Annotated in this window: 20 protein-coding genes and 4 tRNA genes; 10 read left to right on the top strand and 14 right to left on the bottom strand. The window is 32.5% G+C overall.

The window, feature by feature from the left end:
- Positions 1-20 precede the first annotated feature (20 nt).
- From ACYEKI_RS07055 to ACYEKI_RS07035, 5 genes are all read right to left on the bottom strand, one after another.
- Entirely contained in the window at positions 21-590 is a 570-nt protein-coding gene (locus tag ACYEKI_RS07055; protein ID WP_459210466.1) for a hypothetical protein, read from the bottom strand.
- The gene (locus ACYEKI_RS07050; RefSeq protein ID WP_459210465.1) at positions 538-2,310 is read right to left on the bottom strand and encodes a hypothetical protein; all 1,773 of its coding nucleotides are present in this window, start codon (positions 2,308-2,310) and stop codon (positions 538-540) included. The genes ACYEKI_RS07055 and ACYEKI_RS07050 overlap by 53 nt, the downstream gene beginning before the upstream one ends.
- Before the next feature lie 180 nt (positions 2,311-2,490).
- The gene (locus tag ACYEKI_RS07045) at positions 2,491-3,408 is read right to left on the bottom strand and encodes a bifunctional metallophosphatase/5'-nucleotidase (protein ID WP_459210464.1); all 918 of its coding nucleotides are present in this window, start codon (positions 3,406-3,408) and stop codon (positions 2,491-2,493) included.
- Positions 3,398-4,165, bottom strand: a complete 768-nt coding sequence (locus ACYEKI_RS07040) for a 5'-nucleotidase C-terminal domain-containing protein (RefSeq protein WP_459210463.1) — start codon at positions 4,163-4,165, stop codon at positions 3,398-3,400. Before ACYEKI_RS07040 ends, ACYEKI_RS07045 begins: the two co-directional genes overlap by 11 nt.
- 52 nt (positions 4,166-4,217) lie before the next feature.
- Positions 4,218-5,294 carry an isoaspartyl peptidase/L-asparaginase family protein gene (locus ACYEKI_RS07035; protein ID WP_459210462.1) on the bottom strand — a complete coding sequence of 359 codons (1,077 nt, stop codon included), beginning with the start codon at positions 5,292-5,294 and terminating at the stop codon, positions 4,218-4,220.
- Between the two features lie 191 nt (positions 5,295-5,485).
- On the opposite strand from ACYEKI_RS07035, the gene ACYEKI_RS07030 reads away from it, so the two are divergent.
- Positions 5,486-6,559, top strand: coding sequence for a PA0069 family radical SAM protein (locus ACYEKI_RS07030; protein WP_459210461.1), 1,074 nt, complete (start codon positions 5,486-5,488; stop codon positions 6,557-6,559).
- Here ACYEKI_RS07030 and ACYEKI_RS07025 read toward each other — a convergent pair.
- The 4 genes from ACYEKI_RS07025 to ACYEKI_RS07010 form a co-directional block, all read right to left on the bottom strand.
- On the bottom strand, positions 6,556-7,209 hold the full coding sequence (locus ACYEKI_RS07025) for an HD domain-containing protein (protein WP_459210460.1): 654 nt from the start codon (positions 7,207-7,209) through the stop codon (positions 6,556-6,558). The two genes, ACYEKI_RS07030 and ACYEKI_RS07025, sit on opposite strands and share 4 nt — an antisense overlap.
- 16 nt (positions 7,210-7,225) lie before the next feature.
- A complete protein-coding gene (locus ACYEKI_RS07020) occupies positions 7,226-8,230 on the bottom strand; it encodes an acyl-ACP desaturase (RefSeq protein ID WP_459210459.1) in 1,005 nt (334 codons plus the stop codon).
- 12 nt (positions 8,231-8,242) lie between these two features.
- The gene (locus tag ACYEKI_RS07015; RefSeq protein WP_459210458.1) at positions 8,243-8,980 is read right to left on the bottom strand and encodes a lysophospholipid acyltransferase family protein; all 738 of its coding nucleotides are present in this window, start codon (positions 8,978-8,980) and stop codon (positions 8,243-8,245) included.
- A gap of 152 nt (positions 8,981-9,132) precedes the next feature.
- The gene (locus ACYEKI_RS07010) at positions 9,133-9,543 is read right to left on the bottom strand and encodes a BrxA/BrxB family bacilliredoxin (RefSeq protein ID WP_459210457.1); all 411 of its coding nucleotides are present in this window, start codon (positions 9,541-9,543) and stop codon (positions 9,133-9,135) included.
- Positions 9,544-9,744: 201 nt separating this feature from the next.
- Between ACYEKI_RS07010 and ACYEKI_RS07005 the strand changes: the two genes are divergently transcribed.
- From ACYEKI_RS07005 to ACYEKI_RS06995, 3 genes are all read left to right on the top strand, one after another.
- The gene (locus ACYEKI_RS07005; protein WP_459210456.1) at positions 9,745-10,476 is read left to right on the top strand and encodes a TerB family tellurite resistance protein; all 732 of its coding nucleotides are present in this window, start codon (positions 9,745-9,747) and stop codon (positions 10,474-10,476) included.
- Between the two features lie 86 nt (positions 10,477-10,562).
- The gene (locus ACYEKI_RS07000) at positions 10,563-10,979 is read left to right on the top strand and encodes a hypothetical protein (RefSeq protein WP_459210455.1); all 417 of its coding nucleotides are present in this window, start codon (positions 10,563-10,565) and stop codon (positions 10,977-10,979) included.
- A 46-nt stretch (positions 10,980-11,025) separates the two neighbouring features.
- On the top strand, positions 11,026-11,955 hold the full coding sequence (locus ACYEKI_RS06995) for a DMT family transporter (protein ID WP_459210454.1): 930 nt from the start codon (positions 11,026-11,028) through the stop codon (positions 11,953-11,955).
- Positions 11,956-11,967: 12 nt separating this feature from the next.
- Here the strand turns inward: ACYEKI_RS06995 and ACYEKI_RS06990 are convergent, their stop codons facing one another.
- From ACYEKI_RS06990 to ACYEKI_RS06970, 5 genes are all read right to left on the bottom strand, one after another.
- Positions 11,968-12,108 (bottom strand): FeoB-associated Cys-rich membrane protein, encoded by a 141-nt coding sequence (locus ACYEKI_RS06990; protein WP_459210453.1) that lies wholly within the window; start codon positions 12,106-12,108, stop codon positions 11,968-11,970.
- A 2-nt stretch (positions 12,109-12,110) separates the two neighbouring features.
- Positions 12,111-12,677 carry a hypothetical protein gene (locus ACYEKI_RS06985; protein WP_459210452.1) on the bottom strand — a complete coding sequence of 189 codons (567 nt, stop codon included), beginning with the start codon at positions 12,675-12,677 and terminating at the stop codon, positions 12,111-12,113.
- 10 nt (positions 12,678-12,687) lie between these two features.
- Positions 12,688-14,769, bottom strand: a complete 2,082-nt coding sequence (gene feoB / locus ACYEKI_RS06980; RefSeq protein ID WP_459210451.1) for a ferrous iron transport protein B — start codon at positions 14,767-14,769, stop codon at positions 12,688-12,690.
- A gap of 22 nt (positions 14,770-14,791) precedes the next feature.
- Entirely contained in the window at positions 14,792-15,019 is a 228-nt protein-coding gene (locus ACYEKI_RS06975; RefSeq protein WP_459210450.1) for a FeoA family protein, read from the bottom strand.
- A gap of 89 nt (positions 15,020-15,108) precedes the next feature.
- A complete protein-coding gene (locus ACYEKI_RS06970; protein ID WP_459210557.1) occupies positions 15,109-15,792 on the bottom strand; it encodes an SCO family protein in 684 nt (227 codons plus the stop codon).
- 163 nt (positions 15,793-15,955) lie between these two features.
- On the opposite strand from ACYEKI_RS06970, the gene rseP reads away from it, so the two are divergent.
- From rseP to ACYEKI_RS06940, 6 genes are all read left to right on the top strand, one after another.
- A complete protein-coding gene (gene rseP / locus ACYEKI_RS06965) occupies positions 15,956-17,290 on the top strand; it encodes an RIP metalloprotease RseP (RefSeq protein ID WP_459210449.1) in 1,335 nt (444 codons plus the stop codon).
- Positions 17,291-17,393: 103 nt separating this feature from the next.
- Positions 17,394-17,467, top strand: a tRNA-Asn gene (locus ACYEKI_RS06960).
- 70 nt (positions 17,468-17,537) lie between these two features.
- Positions 17,538-17,611: transfer RNA gene (locus tag ACYEKI_RS06955), tRNA-Asn, on the top strand.
- A 70-nt stretch (positions 17,612-17,681) separates the two neighbouring features.
- A tRNA-Asn gene (locus tag ACYEKI_RS06950) sits at positions 17,682-17,755 on the top strand.
- A 70-nt stretch (positions 17,756-17,825) separates the two neighbouring features.
- A tRNA-Asn gene (locus ACYEKI_RS06945) sits at positions 17,826-17,899 on the top strand.
- Between the two features lie 81 nt (positions 17,900-17,980).
- On the top strand, positions 17,981-18,766 hold the full coding sequence (locus tag ACYEKI_RS06940; protein WP_459210448.1) for a helix-turn-helix domain-containing protein: 786 nt from the start codon (positions 17,981-17,983) through the stop codon (positions 18,764-18,766).
- Positions 18,767-18,808: the final 42 nt, after the last annotated feature.

Below are 18,808 nucleotides of genomic sequence, written 5' to 3'. Positions count from 1 at the left end.
ATTAAACTGTTTTTGTTTTTTTAATAAAAAATGAAAATCTTTTCAGAAATCCATTTTTTGTTTTTCTTTCTATAACTCCTTATAGCAGACATCCCTCTAATTCCTGAACCATATAAAATAGCTGTTTTACCATCTTGACTAAATAACGGATATGTTATTTTATTGACTTTTTCGTTAGAAAAAAACTCTTCTTTATCTACAATAACAATACCTTTTTTCTTCTCTTTTTTCTTGCTTGGATTGTACTTTTTATATGGTATCAAGGTCTTATTAAAAAAATTATCATAAAAAAACAACGAATCTTTTTCTTCTATTGTTGTTGGAAACCTTCTTCTATGTTCTAAATAGTACTGAATACTATCGTGATGAATTAAAGCTATATACAATGTATCTTCTTGATCATGTGCTTTTGCTATTTTTTTCCTAGTTGTCAACCAATTTCCCATAATCTTCCTTTGATCTTTTTTTGTAGGCCTGTATTGAACATAAGATTTACATGATTGCAATATTCCTCCTATCAATAACACTAGTACTATCTTAATTACAAGATGATGAAGATGGTTGTCCTTGTGGGCTTGCTGTTTGTCCATTTATATTTTGTGCTTGGTTTTTTGCCTCTGCTAAAATTACTGCTTTAATTTTGTTTCTTTCACTCACTTCTGGGACTTCTGCATTAAAATGAGGCAGACTCGTTAATTCTCCCCAACTCAATTGGTCATATAATTCTTGTGAAAAATCATTACCTGTTTCTTCTCCATATGCAGCTAAAGCTTCAGCTATCTCATTTATTAAACGTACCATATAACGATGTTGTTCTGCATCAAATTGAGGAGTTCCCTCTTCTGCTAAAGGATCTTGTAATCTAATTAAATATACAAAATACTCTCTATAAAGAGCTTCTGTACCTATATCTCCAGATTCTAAATTTATTTCACCAGAATGTAATAAATACAATAATACCGCATGTATACTTTCATGTATTATGGTTCTGGCTATAGAGATATCTGTTGCGGTATTAATATAATTTCTATCGATGGCTACTTCTATTTCACAGGCTCCATCAATACATAACGGAAAGGAAGAGGTTCCTGCATTAGGTGATTCTCCATTACTGTCTACAGGAAGATTAACTATTCTGTATTTGATATTATATCCTGTATCATTTTCTCTATCAAATGCTCTTAAAATAGCATCAGAAATTACTGAGTTATTTTTATAAGCTCTAGTCACAATTAATTTTTGACATACATCCTCTATTTCTACATCTATATTCTCGTATGTAGATTCAAAATCTATAAGTTCGTTTATTTGCTCTTTTGAAGCCGTATTCCAATTATTTGTTTCTCCTATAATATATAATTCGATTGCTTCTTCATAATTATCTGGATTAGATAACCATTGTTCTTCTGGAGTTCCTGTACGTATCTGTAAATTTAACCTGATAGCAGTTATTGCATTTAATGGATTAATTACAATCACCTCATCTGTCTCTTCGCATAAGTTTCTATTTCCAGATTTTGAATCATTATTTACACAATTAATCACATAAGTAACCACTTCACATCCTCCCTTATCAAATCTAGGTGGTATAGGCCTATCTGTTGATGGGCATTCTACTTCTACATGAATAACACAATTAGCAAACCCTCCATCTCCTGCAGTATCTTCTCCAGCATCTATTCCGCCTCCATTTATCACATCTCCATTAGATCCTCCACCAGAAATATTATCATCTGGGTCATTATTAGTATCTTCTAAGTCTTCTATTAACTCTTCTAGACAAGGTGCTAAATCATTATTTCTTTGTAAAACAAAGTCCAATTCGTAACGTTGTATTTTTCCCGAAAAGTTCTTTATAGGTTTTATGCCTCTATAGTATTTGTCTGCAAATTCTGGAGTCATCTCATAACGCATCACTGCACTAGATTGTTCTCCTTCTTTATTTATACTTACTATTAAGTTATATAAAGTATTTCCTTCAGGCTCATATGGCTGTAAAGGAAATGTATAAGAGATTCCTCCCTGCGGAAATTTACTTTCTATTACATTAGATAATTCTACAATACCAAATGTTGTTTCTAAAAAAGATGGATTGCCTTCTTGATCTTTTGTGATTTCCTTGCCTATTGATTTTGAAACATATTGAATAGCTATTATACTCTTATCCTTTGATGCTATTTCTAATTGTACATTTTTACTTATACTTGTTTCTGTAACTGTTTCTTGTGTTACTTCTTCTCTCTCACAAGCAATAACACTTGTTAATAGTATAGCCATTACTATACCTTTAATACATTGTTTTTTGATCATATTTTAAATTTTGAAGCTTCAAAAATACCACCAAAAAACCATTACATATATACGGTAAAACCACATATTTCAGTCTTTGCAGTAATTATATCATCATCTCATACACAAACATTAAAAAATCCCTTACGGAAAACCGTAAAGGATTTGTTATTTTTCTCTTAAAATAAAATCACTTGTTTTTTACACCAAAATAGATCTTCCTTCGGCAGTTTTGCTTCCGTCATTATTAAAATAAAAATCTACCTGCCCCATATATACTCCACTTTTTCCACATTGATTAATCAATACTTCTTTTCCTGCTGCATTTTGCATTACTGTAGGTTTTGGTAATAAAGTATGGGTATGTCCTCCTATAATTAAATCGATATCTTGAGTCGCTTTGGCTAATTTTATATCAGATACTATTTCTGGGTTGTTTTTATATTCATATCCTATATGAGAAAGACATATAACCAAATCACATTGTTCTTGTTCTTTTAGTGTTTTTGTAGTTTGCTGTGCTATTTCTATAGGATCTAAGTATTTAGTTTCTTTATATAAATCTTTCTTTACTAATCCTTCTAGTGCAACTCCTAATCCAAAAACACCAATTTTAATTCCGTCTTTTACAATCACCTTATACGGTTTTACCAATCCGTCTAAAGCTGTATTTTTAAAATCATAATTGGCAGATACAAAATCAAAAGTAGCATGTGGTAATTGTGCCAAAAAACCTTCTATACCATTATCAAAATCATGGTTTCCTAAAGTAGCTATATCATATTCTAGTTTGGACATTAATTTAAATTCCAACTCTCCACCATAATAATTAAAATATGGAGTTCCCTGAAAAATATCTCCAGCATCTAGCAATAAAGTATTAGGGTTTTGCTGGCGCACTTGATGTATAACCGAAGCTCTTCTAGCAAACCCTCCTAATCCAGGATAGCGTTTGTTTGATACTGGTAACGGATCAATTTGACTGTGCACATCATTCGTATGTAAAATAGTAATGCGTTTTGTCTCTACACGATTACACGATTGTAAACTCAATCCTCCTAATCCTACAAAAGCAGCCGCAGCTGCAGATTGTTGTATAAATTCTCTTCTATTTTGCATAACTCACTCTATTATCTAATACTCCGTTTAATGTATCTACTTTCTTGAAATTATCGATCAAGGCATTTCTTAATTTATATCCCGTTTTATATAGCTTAACTGGATTAGTAAAGAAATACATCTTATCTCCTCCTTCTTGCAAGTAATCTGTAGTTAATACCAAGTAAGTCTTTCCTTCTTCAACTTTTTTACCATTTACGGCTACATTTACTGCTTTTGCTTGCTCTTTATCAATCACCAATTTCAAATTTGAAGTAGGATGAGCCGTTTGCCCTTTTATAAAATACGCAATCAATTCTTGCATTTTTTCATAACTCAACTCAGCTACTACCAATTCATTTTCAAAAGGCATTACCTCAAAAGCGTTACGAGCAGAAACATCTCCTTTAGCAATAGTAGATCGCACTCCTCCAAAATTCATCATCACCATATCTATCTCCTTATCAAACTTCTTTTTAAATAATTCCTGAGTTTGTGCTAGACTTATATCTGCCATTAAATTTCCCATCGAACTTTCTAAAACGCCATCGTCTTTTGAAAACTCATATGCCGAAAAACATAATGGTGTATCTAATTGTTTATTTAAGTTTTCACGAAAAGGTTTTACAAATTCGTCAATTGTAGCATCTCCTACGATCGTAGAATCAATTGGTTTTTGTACTCCTGTTACTTTCTCTACTTTGAAATTTTCGTTTTTACACGAAAAAAACTGAAACGCTATGACACATAGCATTAGCATTGTGATTCGTTTTTTCACTGAATATATGCTTTTGAGTTAACTTGTTTTTATTGCTTGCAAGGTATGCTTTTTAATTCTCTTTATAAATAGCCACATTCAATTTCCCATTGGCATCCATATGCGCACGATACATTCCAGCAGTATTAAATTCCATAGCAATATTTCCTTCATGATCAATTGCAACGATACCTCCATTACCTCCTAATGCAGGTACTTTTTCTTGAATTACTTCTTTTGCAGCTTCTTCTAGGCTTACTCCTTTGTACTCCATCATTGCAGAAATATCGTGTGCAACCATTGCTCTAATAAAATACTCTCCCCATCCTGTACTTGATACCGCACATGTAGCATTTTTAGCATAAGTTCCTGCTCCTATAATCGGAGAATCTCCTATTCTATTCCATTTTTTATTGGTCATTCCTCCTGTAGAAGTTCCTGCTGCTAAGTTTCCGTTTTTATCCAAAGCCACACAACCTACAGTTCCAAATTTTGCATCTTTGATATCTGCATCATAAAATGCTGCTGTTTTTTCACCTTCTTTCTGTAGTTCTTTTTCTTTTACTTTTTTCAACGTATTCATTCTTCTTTCTGTAAAGAAATACGACGGATCTACTAGTGTTATCTCTCTTTCTTTGGCAAATGTTTCGGCTCCTTTTCCTGATAATAATACATGAGGCGAATTTTCCATCACTTCAAAAGCCAAATTAATTGGGTTTTTTACTGTTGTAACTCCAGCTACTGCCCCTGCATTCAAGGTTTTTCCATCCATAATAGATGCATCTAATTCATTTGTTTCATGATGAGTAAATACAGCTCCTTTTCCTGCATTAAATAATGGAGAGTCTTCTAATATGTTGATTGTCTTTTGTACTGCTTCTATACTTGTTCCTCCATTATTTAATATTGTATGCCCCACTTTTATAGCTTCTTCTAATTTTGCTCTATAAGCAGCTTCTTTCTCTGGAGTCATATTCTTTTTCAAGATTGTTCCTGCTCCTCCATGAATTACAATTCCAAAATTATCTTTAGGTGTTTTTACCTCTGTTTTTTGAACAACTGTTTCTGTTTTTTCTGATATTTCTTGTGATTGTTGTTTGCAACTGAAAAAGATTCCTAAACTTAGGATTCCGATTATTATTTTTTTCATGGTTTTAAGATCTAATCATTCTTAGTCATCTCAATTATTCTAGCAGTTAGATGACATTCTATTAGCCTTAAAGGTAGGCAATTTTTATCTAGTTCAATTCTCCAATACACGTTTGCAAATCTTTTTTATGGATTTTATCCAAATTAAATTGGATTATTTCCTATTTTTGTAATTCATTTTAATATTGACTTTTGAAATCGGATTCATATATAAAAGGTAGAGGTGCTCAACATCACACTCATAATCGTTTTTCTGCACTGAAACACGAAATGCGTGATGATTTCTTAAATTTTTGTGCTTTGGAAGGAGAACAAGTTGAGCAACATCAAACTTCTTTTATTGATGTTTTTCCTAAAAGTATCGTCAATAAAGTAAACAGTCCTGATGTAGGGATGAGCTATTCTGTAAATCCTTATCAAGGATGTGAGCATGGGTGTATTTATTGCTATGCTAGAAATTCACACGAATATTGGGGGTATGATGCTGGTTTGGATTTTGAGAAAAAAATTTTAGTTAAGCGAAATGCTCCTGAGTTATTAGCTAAAAAATTAGCACATAAAAAATGGGAAGCTCACCCTATTGTGCTTTCTGGAAACACCGATTGCTATCAACCTATTGAAAAGAAATTAAAAATTACTAGACGACTCTTAGAGTTATTTTTGAAATATAAACATCCTGTAGGTATTATTACCAAAAACGCGCTGATTCAACGAGATATTGATATTTTAAAAGCATTGGCTCAAGATCGTCTAGTATCTGTATACATATCGATCACTTCTTTACACGAAGAGACACGAAGGATTCTTGAACCTAGAACTGCAAGTATCGCTAAGCGTTTTGAAACTGTCAAAAAATTAAATGCAAACGGAATTCCAACTAATGTTATGGTTGCGCCTATTATTCCGTCTATCAATAGTCATGAAATTATCCCATTAGTAAAAAAAGTAGCTGCATGTGGTGCCACACAAGTAGGTTATACTGTTGTGCGACTTAATGGTTCGCTGGGCGAAATTTTTTCTAAGTGGTTATCTCATACCTATCCTGATCGCAAAGACAAAATACTTCACCAAATAGCCGAGTGCCATAATGGTCAACTCAATGATAGTCACTATGGCACTCGTATGATTGGTTCTGGTTCTATTGCTGATCAAATTAAACAGCAATTTCAAATTGCCAGAAAAAAATATCTTCCTAAAGCTGAAAAAATTGAACTTAATTGTAGTTTACATCAATATCACAAAGATGATCAATTACGGCTATTTTAAACTTCACCATTCCACTCGGCATAAAACTGCTTTAAAAAAGTTTCCATAAACGCATGTCTTTCTTCTGCAATCTTTTTCCCTGTAGTGGTATTCATACGATCTTTAAGCAACAGTAATTTTTCATAAAAATGATTAATCGTTGGTGCTGTCGAAGCTTTATATTCTTCTTTGGTCATATCCAATTTAGGTGCTATAGCTGGATCATATAATGCTCTATTTTTAAATCCTCCATAATTAAAACATCTAGCAATACCTATTGCTCCTATTGCATCTAGACGGTCGGCATCTTGCACTACATCTAGTTCTGGGGATTTAAATAGTTGTTTATTATTTCCTCCTTTAAAAGAAATATGTTCTATAATTAAAACTACATGGTCAACTATTTCTTTTTTAACCTCTAGTTGCTCCATAAATGCCCTTGCTACTTTAGGTCCTACTGTTTCATCTCCATTGTGAAACTTAGAATCTGCTATATCATGGAGTAATGCTCCTAGAAATACAACAAGCGAATCAACTGATTCGCTCGCTGCTATTAACTGTGTATTTTTAAAAACTCTTTCGATATGAAACCAATCATGTCCGCCTTCGGCATCTTTAAGGGTCTCTTTAACAAATGAAATCGTTTTTTCGATGATTTCGTTTTCGGTCATCTATAATGGTTTTGTTTTATCTTACCAGTGATGGTTCATTTACCCATTTGAACTTATAAATTTCATCTGGAATTACCAATCGATCATTAATACGTTGCATTCTTGCCGGCAACTTCATCAGGTAATCACGTGCACGCTCTGCTTCATCTGTAAGTTCTGTAAGCTTATCGATCTCCCATTTATCAATTAATTTTTTCATGATATCGATATAATCTTGAGAAGTATAAACGCCTATACGTTGTGCCGCATAAGAGAATTCTTCAAATGCTGTACCGATAGACTCTCCTGATTCTCTTAAGAAATGTGCTGGCATTGTGATTTTACGTTTCATCATATCGCAAAATGCAAGCATCATTTGACTTGGATCAACCTCAAAGATATTCTTTACAAATTCACTATAAGCATTATGGTGACGCATCTCGTCTCCTGCAATAATCTTACACATTTTTGATAATGCTTTATTTGAATATTGCTTCGCCATTTTAGCTACTCTGTTATGCGATACATAGGTAGCTAATTCTTGAAAACTTGTATATACAAAATTCTTGTATGGATCTTGATCTGTACCTATATCAAACCCATCATTAATTAAGTGATGTGTAGTACGTTCTACTTCTATCATATTCACTCGCCCAGATAGGTATAAATATTTATTCAATACATCTCCATGGCGATTTTCTTCTCCAGTCCAATAGCGCACCCATTTTGCCCATCCATTGTCTTTTCCGTCTTCATGTTGGTTAACACCTTGTACATCCATTAACCACGATTCGTATGTAGGTAATGCTTCTTCTGTAATAGTATCTCCTACAAGAACTACCCAGAAGTCATATGGTAAATCTTTGGCTAACTCTCTTAGTTCTTTTACTTCATCAAAAAATGTATCTTCATTTTGAGAATCGGGTAAGAAATCTGTTGGTTGCCAAATTTTATCTACTGGAATCAAGAACTTTTCTACAAAAGTATCTACCTTTTTTTCCAGTAATTGCATTACTTCTAGCCTAATATTATCTAAAGCCATAATTAAAGGGTTTTAATTATCGATTCCCGACACAACTCGGTCTTCGACGATTTCTAGCAATTCTGCTGTGTTTACTGAGTTTATTTCTATAGGCTCCTGCACTTCTAACGAAAGTTTAACCCCAACTTCCATAGGAAAGCTTCCAAACCTAACTAATTTCCAACTATTGTTAATCGACACAGGTACTACCAATGCTTCGGGAGCGTTTTTAAATAAAATTTTTAACCCTGTATGTGCAAACTTTTTAGGGTTTCCATTTCTGCTTCGTGTTCCTTCTGGAAAAATAACTCCAGAGTATGTATTTTTAATTAATGATTTCCCAAATTTGCTTAACGCTGGTAATGATTGTTTTGGATTTTTACGATCGATCAATACCGACCCTCCATATTTTAAATTAAAAGATACACTTGGTATTCCTTTTCCTAATTCAATTTTAGAGATAAACTTGGGTTTATACTGTCTCAAAAACCATGAGATCAAAGGTATGTCATACATACTTTGATGATTAGCCGCTATGATGAATGGCCTATTTTGAGGTAATTTGTGTGTATTTTTAAATTGTATAGAAGTTCCTAAAACATGTAAACTTCTCAACAAGAAAAAGTTCATGTAATTTACAACTTTTCTATGACTATTTGCTCCTCCTAATTTAAGTCCTAACCATTGTAATGGATGAAAAACTACTAAAGTGAGTCCAAAACACAGATAAAAAATAACTGTAAGAGGGTAAGATATAATTTTCTTAATCATCTTCTTGACGTTTACGCTATTCTAAATTTAGAATTACTTTAAATTAAGGGGTGCAATGTCTAAATTTATTTTGTGTAAACCAATCTTTTTAAGAAAAATAAAAACCGTTTGTATATCAAACGGTTTTTAAGGTAATTTAGTATGTTTTTTTACTAGCAATGATCGTTGTATGCATCTCTTAAATTCTCTGCAATCATCTCTGCCGGACGCCCTTCAATATGGTGACGCTCAAGCATATGCACTAACTCTCCATCTTTGAACAATGCCATTGATGGTGATGATGGTGGGAAAGGGATCATAAACCCTCTTGCTTTGTCTACTGCTTCTCTATCTACACCTGCAAATACTGTTACCAGGTAGTCAGGTTTTTTATCATTGTCCAAAGACATTTTTGCACCTGGTCTTGCATTAGCTGCAGCACATCCACATACTGAATTTACAACTACCAAAGTAGTCCCATTTTTCGCTATTGCTTCATCCACTGCATCTGGTGTATGTAATTCTTCAAAACCAATATTTGTAAGGTCTTCTCTCATTGGTTTTACTAAGTCTGCTGGATACATATATTGTTCTTTTATTTTATTATAATTTGTACTATTTCAAAGATACAAATTATATACCAGTTAGATGAGTCTGCCAAGTCGTCATTAATTGTTTATTAAAGATACTTTTCTTGTAACATTGACTGCTTATTTTAAGACATATTATACTATGGCAAGGTTCTAGTAGTTCTTTAAATTGTATATTTAATTAAAAAAATGTTTATGGTTAAATGGGCAGGTGCTGTTTTAGGTTTTATTTTTTTTAGATATCCTGGTGCTTTATTAGGATTTATACTAGGTAGTTTATTTGATGGCGCCTCATCAAATAAATCATCGTCTATTAATTCTGCATTTAAAACTCGTAAAGAAGTAAGTCCTGGTGATTTTGAGTTAAATTTATTGTCATTAGCTTCTATTGTTATTAAGGCAGATGGGCATGTAAACCAAACCGAACTCATTTATGTGCGTCAATATTTTGTTTCTTCTTATGGTAAAGATCATGCTAATGCCATTTTTAAAACTTTTAATGAGGTTATAAAGAAAAGAGAGGTTTCTGCTCAACGTATTTGTTTCTACCTATCTCAACGTACTCGATATCCTTCTCGCCTACAAATCATTCACTTTTTATTTGGTATTGCAAATGCAGATGGTGTGGTAAGTGAAGCCGAAGCTAGAGAGATTGAACTTATGTCTGGTTTTTTAAGAATAGGTCGTCATGATTTTGAAAGTATTAAAGCTATGTTTTTTAAGTCTGCCGATAATGCTTATAAAATCTTAGAAATAGACAAATCTGCCTCTAATGCCGAAGTAAAAAAGGCGTTTAGAAATATGGCTAAAAAATATCATCCCGATAAAGTACAACATCTAGGTGATGCATATGTAAAAGGTGCTGAAGAGAAATTTAGAACAGTACAAAAAGCTTACGAGCAAATCCAAAAAGAAAGGGGTATGTAATCTCCTACTGTAATTCGGGTCATTTTCATTTTTGGCATGCTATTTTCTTTATCTTTAACATGATAAATATTTAATCGCACCTAATCATGAAGACTTTTTGTTATTTACTTTTATTCTTATGTTCGCTTTCGCTCTACGCACAAGAGCAAAATCCAGCAGCAAAACCTCCTGTAATAGTTACCAAACTCCCTATGCAAACATCATTTGAGATAGGTAAACATCAAATTAAATTACTAGAAGTTATTGAGGACTCAAGATGTCCTAAAAAAGTAAATTGCGTTTGGGCTGGTCAAGCCAAAGTTAAAATAGCTATTTATAAAAAAGAAGAACTTCTTAAAGAATTGATATTGACTTTTGGGGCACAGGGTATACATCCTAAAAATGAAAAGTCAATTCTTAAGGACGATACTCAAGAAATTTTGGCTTATAACATTAATCCTTACCCTATTTCTGGTCAACAAATTGATCCCGATTCATATACTCTTGAGCTGATCGTTAAATAAATGTTAGCTAGTCTATCTTTTCACTAGATTTTAGCATCTTTGCCCAATGATGTCAAATTCCCTCAAAGCACATACTGCTTTATTAAGTGTAAACATTATTTACGGCGCTAACTACCTTATAGCAAAAGGATTGATGCCAGATCGCATTCAGGCTTCTGCACTTGTTTTTTTACGAATTGCGGGGGCTGGAATCTTATTTTTTATACTTAAGCTTTTTATCAAAGAAACTGTTGCAAAAAGAGAACATGGTCTTTTAGCACTATGTGGGTTACTAGGTGTTTGTATGAATCAGCTATTCTCTATGAATGGTTTAAGTTTGACCTCTCCTGTAGATGCTTCTATAATTGTAACAGCCATTCCTATTTTTACAGTAATCATTAGTTATTTTATCTTGAAAGAACCTTTAACTCCACAACGTATTACTGGAGTCTCTCTAGGGGCTTTAGGAGCTGTTTTATTAATTTATTTAGGAAACTCTGGATTGGGTTCTGGTTCTTTATTAGGAAATGTTTTTGTTTTTATTAATGCGCTTTCTTATTCTTTTTATCTAGTATTAGTTAAGCCATTAATGCAACGTTATAAGCCTATTACTGTTATCTGTTGGGTATTCTTTTATGGTTTTATATTTATGTTCCCTTTTGGCATTCAAAAATTACTTTCAACGGATTTTGCTATATATGCATCTACAGATTGGATTGCCTTATTTTATGTAATAGTAGGACCAACTTTTTTGGCTTATTTACTCAATATGTTTGCCTTGCAATATGTTAAACCTTCTGTATCGGGAAGCTATATTTATGTACAACCTGTAATTGCTATGTTCCTGGTTGCTTTAATCACTTATCTTTCTAGTGAATCTAGTTATAAAGGAGATATTACTTTTAATAAGCTTTTATGCTGTATTTTAATTTTTATAGGGGTTTTCTTAATTAGTAGTAAACCTTTAAAATTATTTAAACTTAAATCTACATCATAAAGTACTTGTGTTTTAATGGCAACCACAATTATCACTTCCGCATGAGATTTGTGATTTCTTTTTGGTTCTTCTTATAGGAAAGAAAAATTTCTTTATCAAGAAACCAACTGCCCATATAAACACAATACCTACTAGAATCTCTTGTATCTCCATAATCAAAGTTTTATGCTTTCTTTTATTTGGTGTAGTTTATGCCATACTTCACTTTGTTTGGTTTTAGGGGATACTAACGAAACTAATACGAGATCACTATTCTTCTTAACGATATCAATTTCCATTTGTAAAGCAATTTTTTCTCCGTCTGTAAACGTATCTAAGAATTGTATCTGGGCATGAATCTGATCTTCATGCTTCGTTGTTTCTACATTAATCTTACTTAGATCCACTGTCATTTTTTTGGAATCCGCTACAACTTTGCATAAACCTTTATAGTATTGGGTTAAAAAGTCGTCTATTTCTTCAGTTGTAATCGTTTTTTTGTCTTCTAATACTATGACAAAAACATATGTAAAATAATATGCTTTACCTTTGTTAAACATTTCTGGCGCAAAGCGTAATTCTTCAAATCCTTTATAGTTAATATCTGGAGCAAAGTCCAGTGGAAAAGCTATTTTTTCATACCTCCAGTCGGTAGGCCCTTTAAGTATAATAGCTTTATCTTCTTGAGAAAAAGCAGTATGACTTAAAACAACGAATAAAACTATATTAAAAAATATTCTCATCTTATCTTCTCTATTTTAAAAACTGAAATGCAATTAATGCGGCTATATATGCCAACCCACTCATAAATACCAACTGAAATGTTGCCCATTTCCAACTATTTGTTTCTCGTTTAACTATGGCTATAGTACTCATACATTGCATGGCAAATGCATAAAATAAAAGTAAGGACATACCACTTGCAAATGTGAATACTGGTTGGCCAGAAGCATACACTTCTGAAGCCATGCGATCTTTTATTTTTTCTTCATCTTCACTACCTACACTATAGATAGTTGCCAATGTACCTACAAAAACTTCTCTAGCTGCAAAAGAACTGATTAATGCTATCCCTATTTTCCAATCATATCCCAAAGGTTTCACTGCTGGCTCTATCGTCTTACCCATATAACCGATATAAGAATGCTCTAATTGATATGATGCTATTTTTTCTTGCAGCTCTTCTTGTGAGACTTGGTTTTGATATGCAGTCGTTACAATTTCTTCTGCCTTATCAAATTTTTCTCCAGGTCCATAACTTGCCAATACCCATAATATGATAGAAATTGCCAAAATGATCTTACCTGCTCCTAACACAAATGCTTTTGTTTTTTCGATCACAGTCACTATCACATTTCTTGGCAGTGGCATTTTATAATCTGGCATCTCAACTACAAATGTGCTTCTATTCTCAATTTTAAGTATTTTGTTTAATAACCACGAAGCTGCTATTGCGGTGACAAATCCCAATAAGTATAACCCCATTAAGGTCATACTTTGCAATCCAAAAACCCCAAAAATTGTACCTTCTGGAATAATTAATGCTATTAGTATTAAATACACTGGTAGTCTTGCAGAACAAGTTGTAAACGGTACGATCAATATAGTTATTAATCGTTCTTTCCAATTTTCTATATTACGTGCAGCCATTACAGCTGGGATAGCACATGCAGTTCCTGATATTAATGGTACGACACTTTTACCGCTCAGCCCAAAGCGTCTCATGATTTTATCCATCAAAAAGACCACTCTACTCATATAACCGCTTTCTTCTAAAATCGAGATAAATAAGAATAAAAATGCTATTTGTGGTATAAAAATTACTACTCCTCCTATTCCAGGTATAATTCCTTCTGCTATTAAGCTCGTAAAAACACCATCTGGTAACGCTCCTTTTGTCCACTCGCTCAAATTTGCAAAGGTCTCGTCTATCCAATCCATTGGATATGATGACCAATCGTATATCGCTTGAAAAATTAACAACAAAATCAATAAAAAGATGATGTAACCGCCTACTTTATGTGTTAATATATGATCTAGTTTTGCTCTTAAACCTGTTGCTTTTTCTTTATTAATTGTAAAAGCTTTTTTAAGCGCATTATTAATAAATTGATAACGCTTAATAGTCTCTTTATGCTGTAACTTTTTATGACTATTACGATCTTTTTCTTTAAAAATAGTATTAGCAACTACATTTCTCATCCCAAATTCTTGAGTAAGCATCAACCATGATCTATATATAGTTTGTTCTGGGAAAGCTTCTTGTATTTCTTTAAAATAAACTGGATCAATAGTTGTGATATCAATACTTTTCTCTGTATCGACTTTTTTATAATCTAAGATTGCTTTTTTTAGTTCTTCTATCCCCGTTTTCTTGCGAGTACTTGTTAAAACTATTTTAGTTTGTAGTGCTTCTTCCAGAACAGGAACATCTATAGTTATCCCTCTTTTTGACATTTGATCTGTCATATTGATCACCAAAATAGTAGGGATTTGCAAATCTTTTACTTGAGTGAATAATAATAGATTTCTTTTGAGATTTTCTACTTCGCAAACAACAACAGCAAGATCTGGATATGAGGAATGATTAGGATTACTTAGTACTTCTACAGCTACATTTTCATCTACAGAAGAAGCATTAAGGCTATAAGTTCCTGGTAAATCTATGATTTTTGCCTTTTGCTCATTTGTTAATTTACAACTACCTTCTTTTTTTTCTACTGTTATTCCTGGATAGTTACCAACTTGTTGATTCAATCCAGTTAAAATATTAAAAAGAGATGTTTTTCCTGTATTAGGATTTCCTACTAAAGCAACTTTAAGGTTCTTTGTCATATGGGGGAGATAACTAAATTGTTTATATCAATTCAACTTCAATATAAGTTGCTGTTTCTTTTCGCATAGCAAGATGATTTCCTTCTATATTAAGATACATAGGCCCATTAAAAGGTGCTATTCTTAATAATTCTACTTCACTACCAGGCAAACATCCCATTTCAATTAGTTTTAAAGGAACTTGATCCAAGGCTATTTCTTTAATAATTCCTTTTTTTCCTATTTCTAATGCAGCTAATGTACTCTTCAACTTATTTAGATTAATTAAACAAAAAGCAAAAATAGCTAAAATATTATCTTAATGTTAAATTTTAACTTATTAGTAAATTTAAAGTGTTATTATTCTTGCTTTTTCTTAAGCTCTTCTTTAAGTATTTTAATATCTTCTAATAAATGATCAATTTCATCTGGATTAGTTCCATCATAAAAACCTCTAATTCGCCTACTAGGATCTACTAATACAAAATTCTCTGTATGTACCATATCATAAGGTCCGCCATCACCTTCTGACTCGGCTGCCAGGTATGATTTTCTAGCTAAATCATAAATTTGCTTTTTATCACCTGTAACTAGATTCCATTTTTTATCATTTACTCCTTTTTGTATCGCATATTTTTTTAATTGTGCAACAGTATCTATTTCTGGAGTTACAGAATGTGAAAGTAAAAGTACTTCATTATCGTTCTTTAATTTCTCTTGAATCTCAACCATATGCCCTGTCATAATAGGACAGATTGTCTGACATGTAGTAAAGAAAAAATCTGCTACATAAATTTTATCTGCATAATCTTTTTGAGTAATCGTTTTTCCGTTTTGATTAATCAATTCAAAATCTGCTATGGTATGAAATTTCCTAATGTGTTGTACTGTTGTGTCTACTAATTTTTGATTTACCATATAGGGTTCATAAACAGGTAATACTTTATTAGGTTTAAGAACAGAGTAGATAATACTTATAATGATGGCAGATAATACAAATAAAACAATGGCAAAGAATTTGTATTTAGAAAAAAACTGAAGCATAGATTTGCTATTTAAAATGGCTGCAAAATTACGGCTTATCCCGTTGATTTGCATTCTTTTTTTTAGCTAAAAAAATATTAAATATAAACAACTATCACTTTATTACTTTTTAATACAGCCTTAAAAGGTTACTTTTGCGTGATTTAAATTTGAAAAAAAATACATGAGTCCATTTTTTGTAAAAGCAGTACAGTTGCTATTAAGTTTATCTTTCTTAATTATTTTACACGAGTTAGGTCATTTTATTCCTGCCAAACTTTTTAAGACAAGGGTTGAAAAGTTCTATTTATTCTTTGATGTTAAGTATTCTTTATTCAAAAAGAAAATAGGAGAAACTGTTTATGGTATAGGTTGGTTACCATTAGGAGGTTATGTAAAAATAGCCGGAATGATTGACGAAAGCATGGATAAAGAGCAATTAGCAAAACCACCTCAACCATGGGAGTTTAGATCTAAGCCTGCATGGCAACGTCTAATCATTATGATTGGTGGTGTTACTGTAAATATCATTCTTGGTGTTTTAATATATATCTGTATCGTTTTTGCTTGGGGTCAAAATTATGCCAAAGGTGATGATATCAAATACGGTTTTGGAGTAAGCAAAACTTTAGAAGATTACGGTTTCCGTCAAGGGGATCAAATTGTAACCGTAGATGGAGAATCATTATTTGATGATACTGATATAGGGCATCACTTAATGATGCGTTCTATAGAAAAGGTTACCGTAAAACATAAAGATGGTACTCAAGAAACGATTACTTTACCAGAGGATATAGGTAAGCAAATTTTTGCTTCTGGACATTATCCTGCAATGAGTCCTAGATATCCTTTTAGATTGGATACTATAAATCCTGAAGGTGCTGCTTATAAAGCTGGAATATTAAAAACTGATAAGATTTTAAAAATAGGTGGTTATCCTATTCAATACCAATCTGATTTTACATATGCTTTACATAATAAAAGAAAGAACGACAGTGTTGCTGTAATTACTTATGAACGTAATGGTGTAGTAAAAGACATTGAACTTACTTTATCTAAAGACAATAAGCTTGGTGTATTAATGGTATCTACAGACAAAGAAGCTATTAAATCGAGACATATAGATTATAGTTTTGGAGAAAGTATTTCTAAAGGGATTTCTCTTGGATATTGGACTTTGAGAGATTATGTTTCTCAATTTAAATATGTGTTCACTAAAAAAGGAGCTTCTCAAGTAGGAGGATTTGCTGCAATTGGTGGATTATTTCCTGACACTTGGGATTGGAAAGCTTTCTGGGGAACCACAGCATTTATCTCAATTATTCTTGCTTTTATGAACATTTTACCAATTCCTGCACTTGATGGAGGTCATGTAATGTTTTTATTATACGAAATTATTTCTGGAAGAAAACCTAACGACAAATTTATGGAGTATGCACAAATAGTTGGTTTTGTTTTACTTATATCTTTATTATTGTATGCAAACGGAAATGACGTGTATCGCTGGTTCTTCAAATAGAAAAAAAATTAAAAAAAATCTGGTTTTTTGCTAGCATAATCTAAAAATAGTCTTATATTTGCAACCGCAAAAAAGCTGATACCGCTTTAAAGTGCAACAGCCTTCCTCCTTAGCTCAGTTGGTTAGAGCATCTGACTGTTAATCAGAGGGTCCTTGGTTCGAGCCCAAGAGGAGGAGCAAAAAAACAAAGGCAACTCGGAAGCCGATAATTTCCGAAATCAACATATAGAATTGTTCAATAGAACATTCCTCCTTAGCTCAGTTGGTTAGAGCATCTGACTGTTAATCAGAGGGTCCTTGGTTCGAGCCCAAGAGGAGGAGCAAAAAAGCAAAGGCAACTCGGAAGCCGATAATTTCCGAAATCAACATATAGAATTGTTCAATAGAACATTCCTCCTTAGCTCAGTTGGTTAGAGCATCTGACTGTTAATCAGAGGGTCCTTGGTTCGAGCCCAAGAGGAGGAGCAAAAAAACAAAGGCAACTCGGAAGCCGATAATTTCCGAAATCAACATATAGAATTGTTCAATAGAACATTCCTCCTTAGCTCAGTTGGTTAGAGCATCTGACTGTTAATCAGAGGGTCCTTGGTTCGAGCCCAAGAGGAGGAGCAAAAAAGCGATAATCAAATGATTATCGCTTTTTTTATTTTCATACATTTGATATAATATGCTATAACACCATTGATTTAATTGAATACCTCTACCAACCAATATTATAAACTTGAAGTGCTTGATAATCTAGAACTATTTCATGCAAATGCACATACTATAGATTTTCCTTTTCATACACATGAGACTTTCAATATTTCATTGATCATAAACGCTACTTTTAATACTAAATTACACGATAAGCTTCTACAAGCTCCTATGGGTACTATATCCATTACTAATCCTAATGAGGTTCACGCTACTCCTTGTAATGCTATTTCTGGGAACTCTTTTTTCACCTATTATGTTTGTCCAGATATGCTTGCTTCTTTAAACAATCATCAAAAAGTGTTTTTTGAAGATAAAATTATTTATGACCAAAAGCTTTTTAACGAACTCTTTTATTTATGTCATAACTTTAGAGCTAACCTTATTGCTTTCGAAAAAAGATTAACTACTGCTTTGCAATTTCTAGTTTCTAGATATGCCAAAGCAAAACCTATTTCTAAAAGTACTCAACGTTTATTTCAAGATTTTATCAATACTTCTTCTTTTGAAACTTTTTCTTTAGAAAAAACAGCTACTCAATTTGGTATAAGCAAGTATAAGTTCATTCGTTTATTTAAACAAGAAACAGGCTTAACACCTAATAATTTTGTCCTTTTAAAAAAAATCGAAACTAGCAAGTCTATGCTAAAACAAGGTTATCCTATTCTTGATGTCGCTATAGCATCAGGATTCTATGACACACCTCACTTTTATAAATACTTTAAACGTTTTACAGGTGTAAATCCTCTTGATTTTCAACAAGCACTTCTTGTAGTATAACGCTTGTGCAATATTTTACAATAGATTTTATACGTTATCTAG

Source organism: Aquimarina rhabdastrellae, from assembly GCA_947387485.1.
GTDB lineage: Bacteria > Bacteroidota > Bacteroidia > Flavobacteriales > Flavobacteriaceae > Aquimarina.
The sequence above is the reverse complement of the archived record's forward strand: the minus strand, read 5'-3'. Positions and strand labels throughout refer to the sequence as shown.

What these genes read in the sequence shown, in the direction of transcription:
- ACYEKI_RS06990 (WP_459210453.1), bottom strand. Translation starts at nt 12,108, where the DNA reads ATGGAGATACAAGAGATTCTAGTAGGTATTGTGTTTATATGGGCAGTT.
- ACYEKI_RS07055 (WP_459210466.1), bottom strand. Translation starts at nt 590, where the DNA reads ATGGACAAACAGCAAGCCCACAAGGACAACCATCTTCATCATCTTGTA.
- feoB (WP_459210451.1), bottom strand. Translation starts at nt 14,769, where the DNA reads ATGACAAAGAACCTTAAAGTTGCTTTAGTAGGAAATCCTAATACAGGA.
- ACYEKI_RS07035 (WP_459210462.1), bottom strand. Translation starts at nt 5,294, where the DNA reads ATGAAAAAAATAATAATCGGAATCCTAAGTTTAGGAATCTTTTTCAGT.
- ACYEKI_RS07015 (WP_459210458.1), bottom strand. Translation starts at nt 8,980, where the DNA reads ATGATTAAGAAAATTATATCTTACCCTCTTACAGTTATTTTTTATCTG.
- ACYEKI_RS07010 (WP_459210457.1), bottom strand. Translation starts at nt 9,543, where the DNA reads ATGTATCCAGCAGACTTAGTAAAACCAATGAGAGAAGACCTTACAAAT.
- ACYEKI_RS06985 (WP_459210452.1), bottom strand. Translation starts at nt 12,677, where the DNA reads ATGAGAATATTTTTTAATATAGTTTTATTCGTTGTTTTAAGTCATACT.
- ACYEKI_RS07050 (WP_459210465.1), bottom strand. Translation starts at nt 2,310, where the DNA reads ATGATCAAAAAACAATGTATTAAAGGTATAGTAATGGCTATACTATTA.
- ACYEKI_RS07020 (WP_459210459.1), bottom strand. Translation starts at nt 8,230, where the DNA reads ATGGCTTTAGATAATATTAGGCTAGAAGTAATGCAATTACTGGAAAAA.
- ACYEKI_RS06995 (WP_459210454.1), top strand. Translation starts at nt 11,026, where the DNA reads ATGATGTCAAATTCCCTCAAAGCACATACTGCTTTATTAAGTGTAAAC.
- ACYEKI_RS07025 (WP_459210460.1), bottom strand. Translation starts at nt 7,209, where the DNA reads ATGACCGAAAACGAAATCATCGAAAAAACGATTTCATTTGTTAAAGAG.
- ACYEKI_RS06970 (WP_459210557.1), bottom strand. Translation starts at nt 15,792, where the DNA reads ATGCTTCAGTTTTTTTCTAAATACAAATTCTTTGCCATTGTTTTATTT.
- ACYEKI_RS07005 (WP_459210456.1), top strand. Translation starts at nt 9,745, where the DNA reads ATGGTTAAATGGGCAGGTGCTGTTTTAGGTTTTATTTTTTTTAGATAT.
- ACYEKI_RS07045 (WP_459210464.1), bottom strand. Translation starts at nt 3,408, where the DNA reads ATGCAAAATAGAAGAGAATTTATACAACAATCTGCAGCTGCGGCTGCT.
- rseP (WP_459210449.1), top strand. Translation starts at nt 15,956, where the DNA reads ATGAGTCCATTTTTTGTAAAAGCAGTACAGTTGCTATTAAGTTTATCT.
- ACYEKI_RS07000 (WP_459210455.1), top strand. Translation starts at nt 10,563, where the DNA reads ATGAAGACTTTTTGTTATTTACTTTTATTCTTATGTTCGCTTTCGCTC.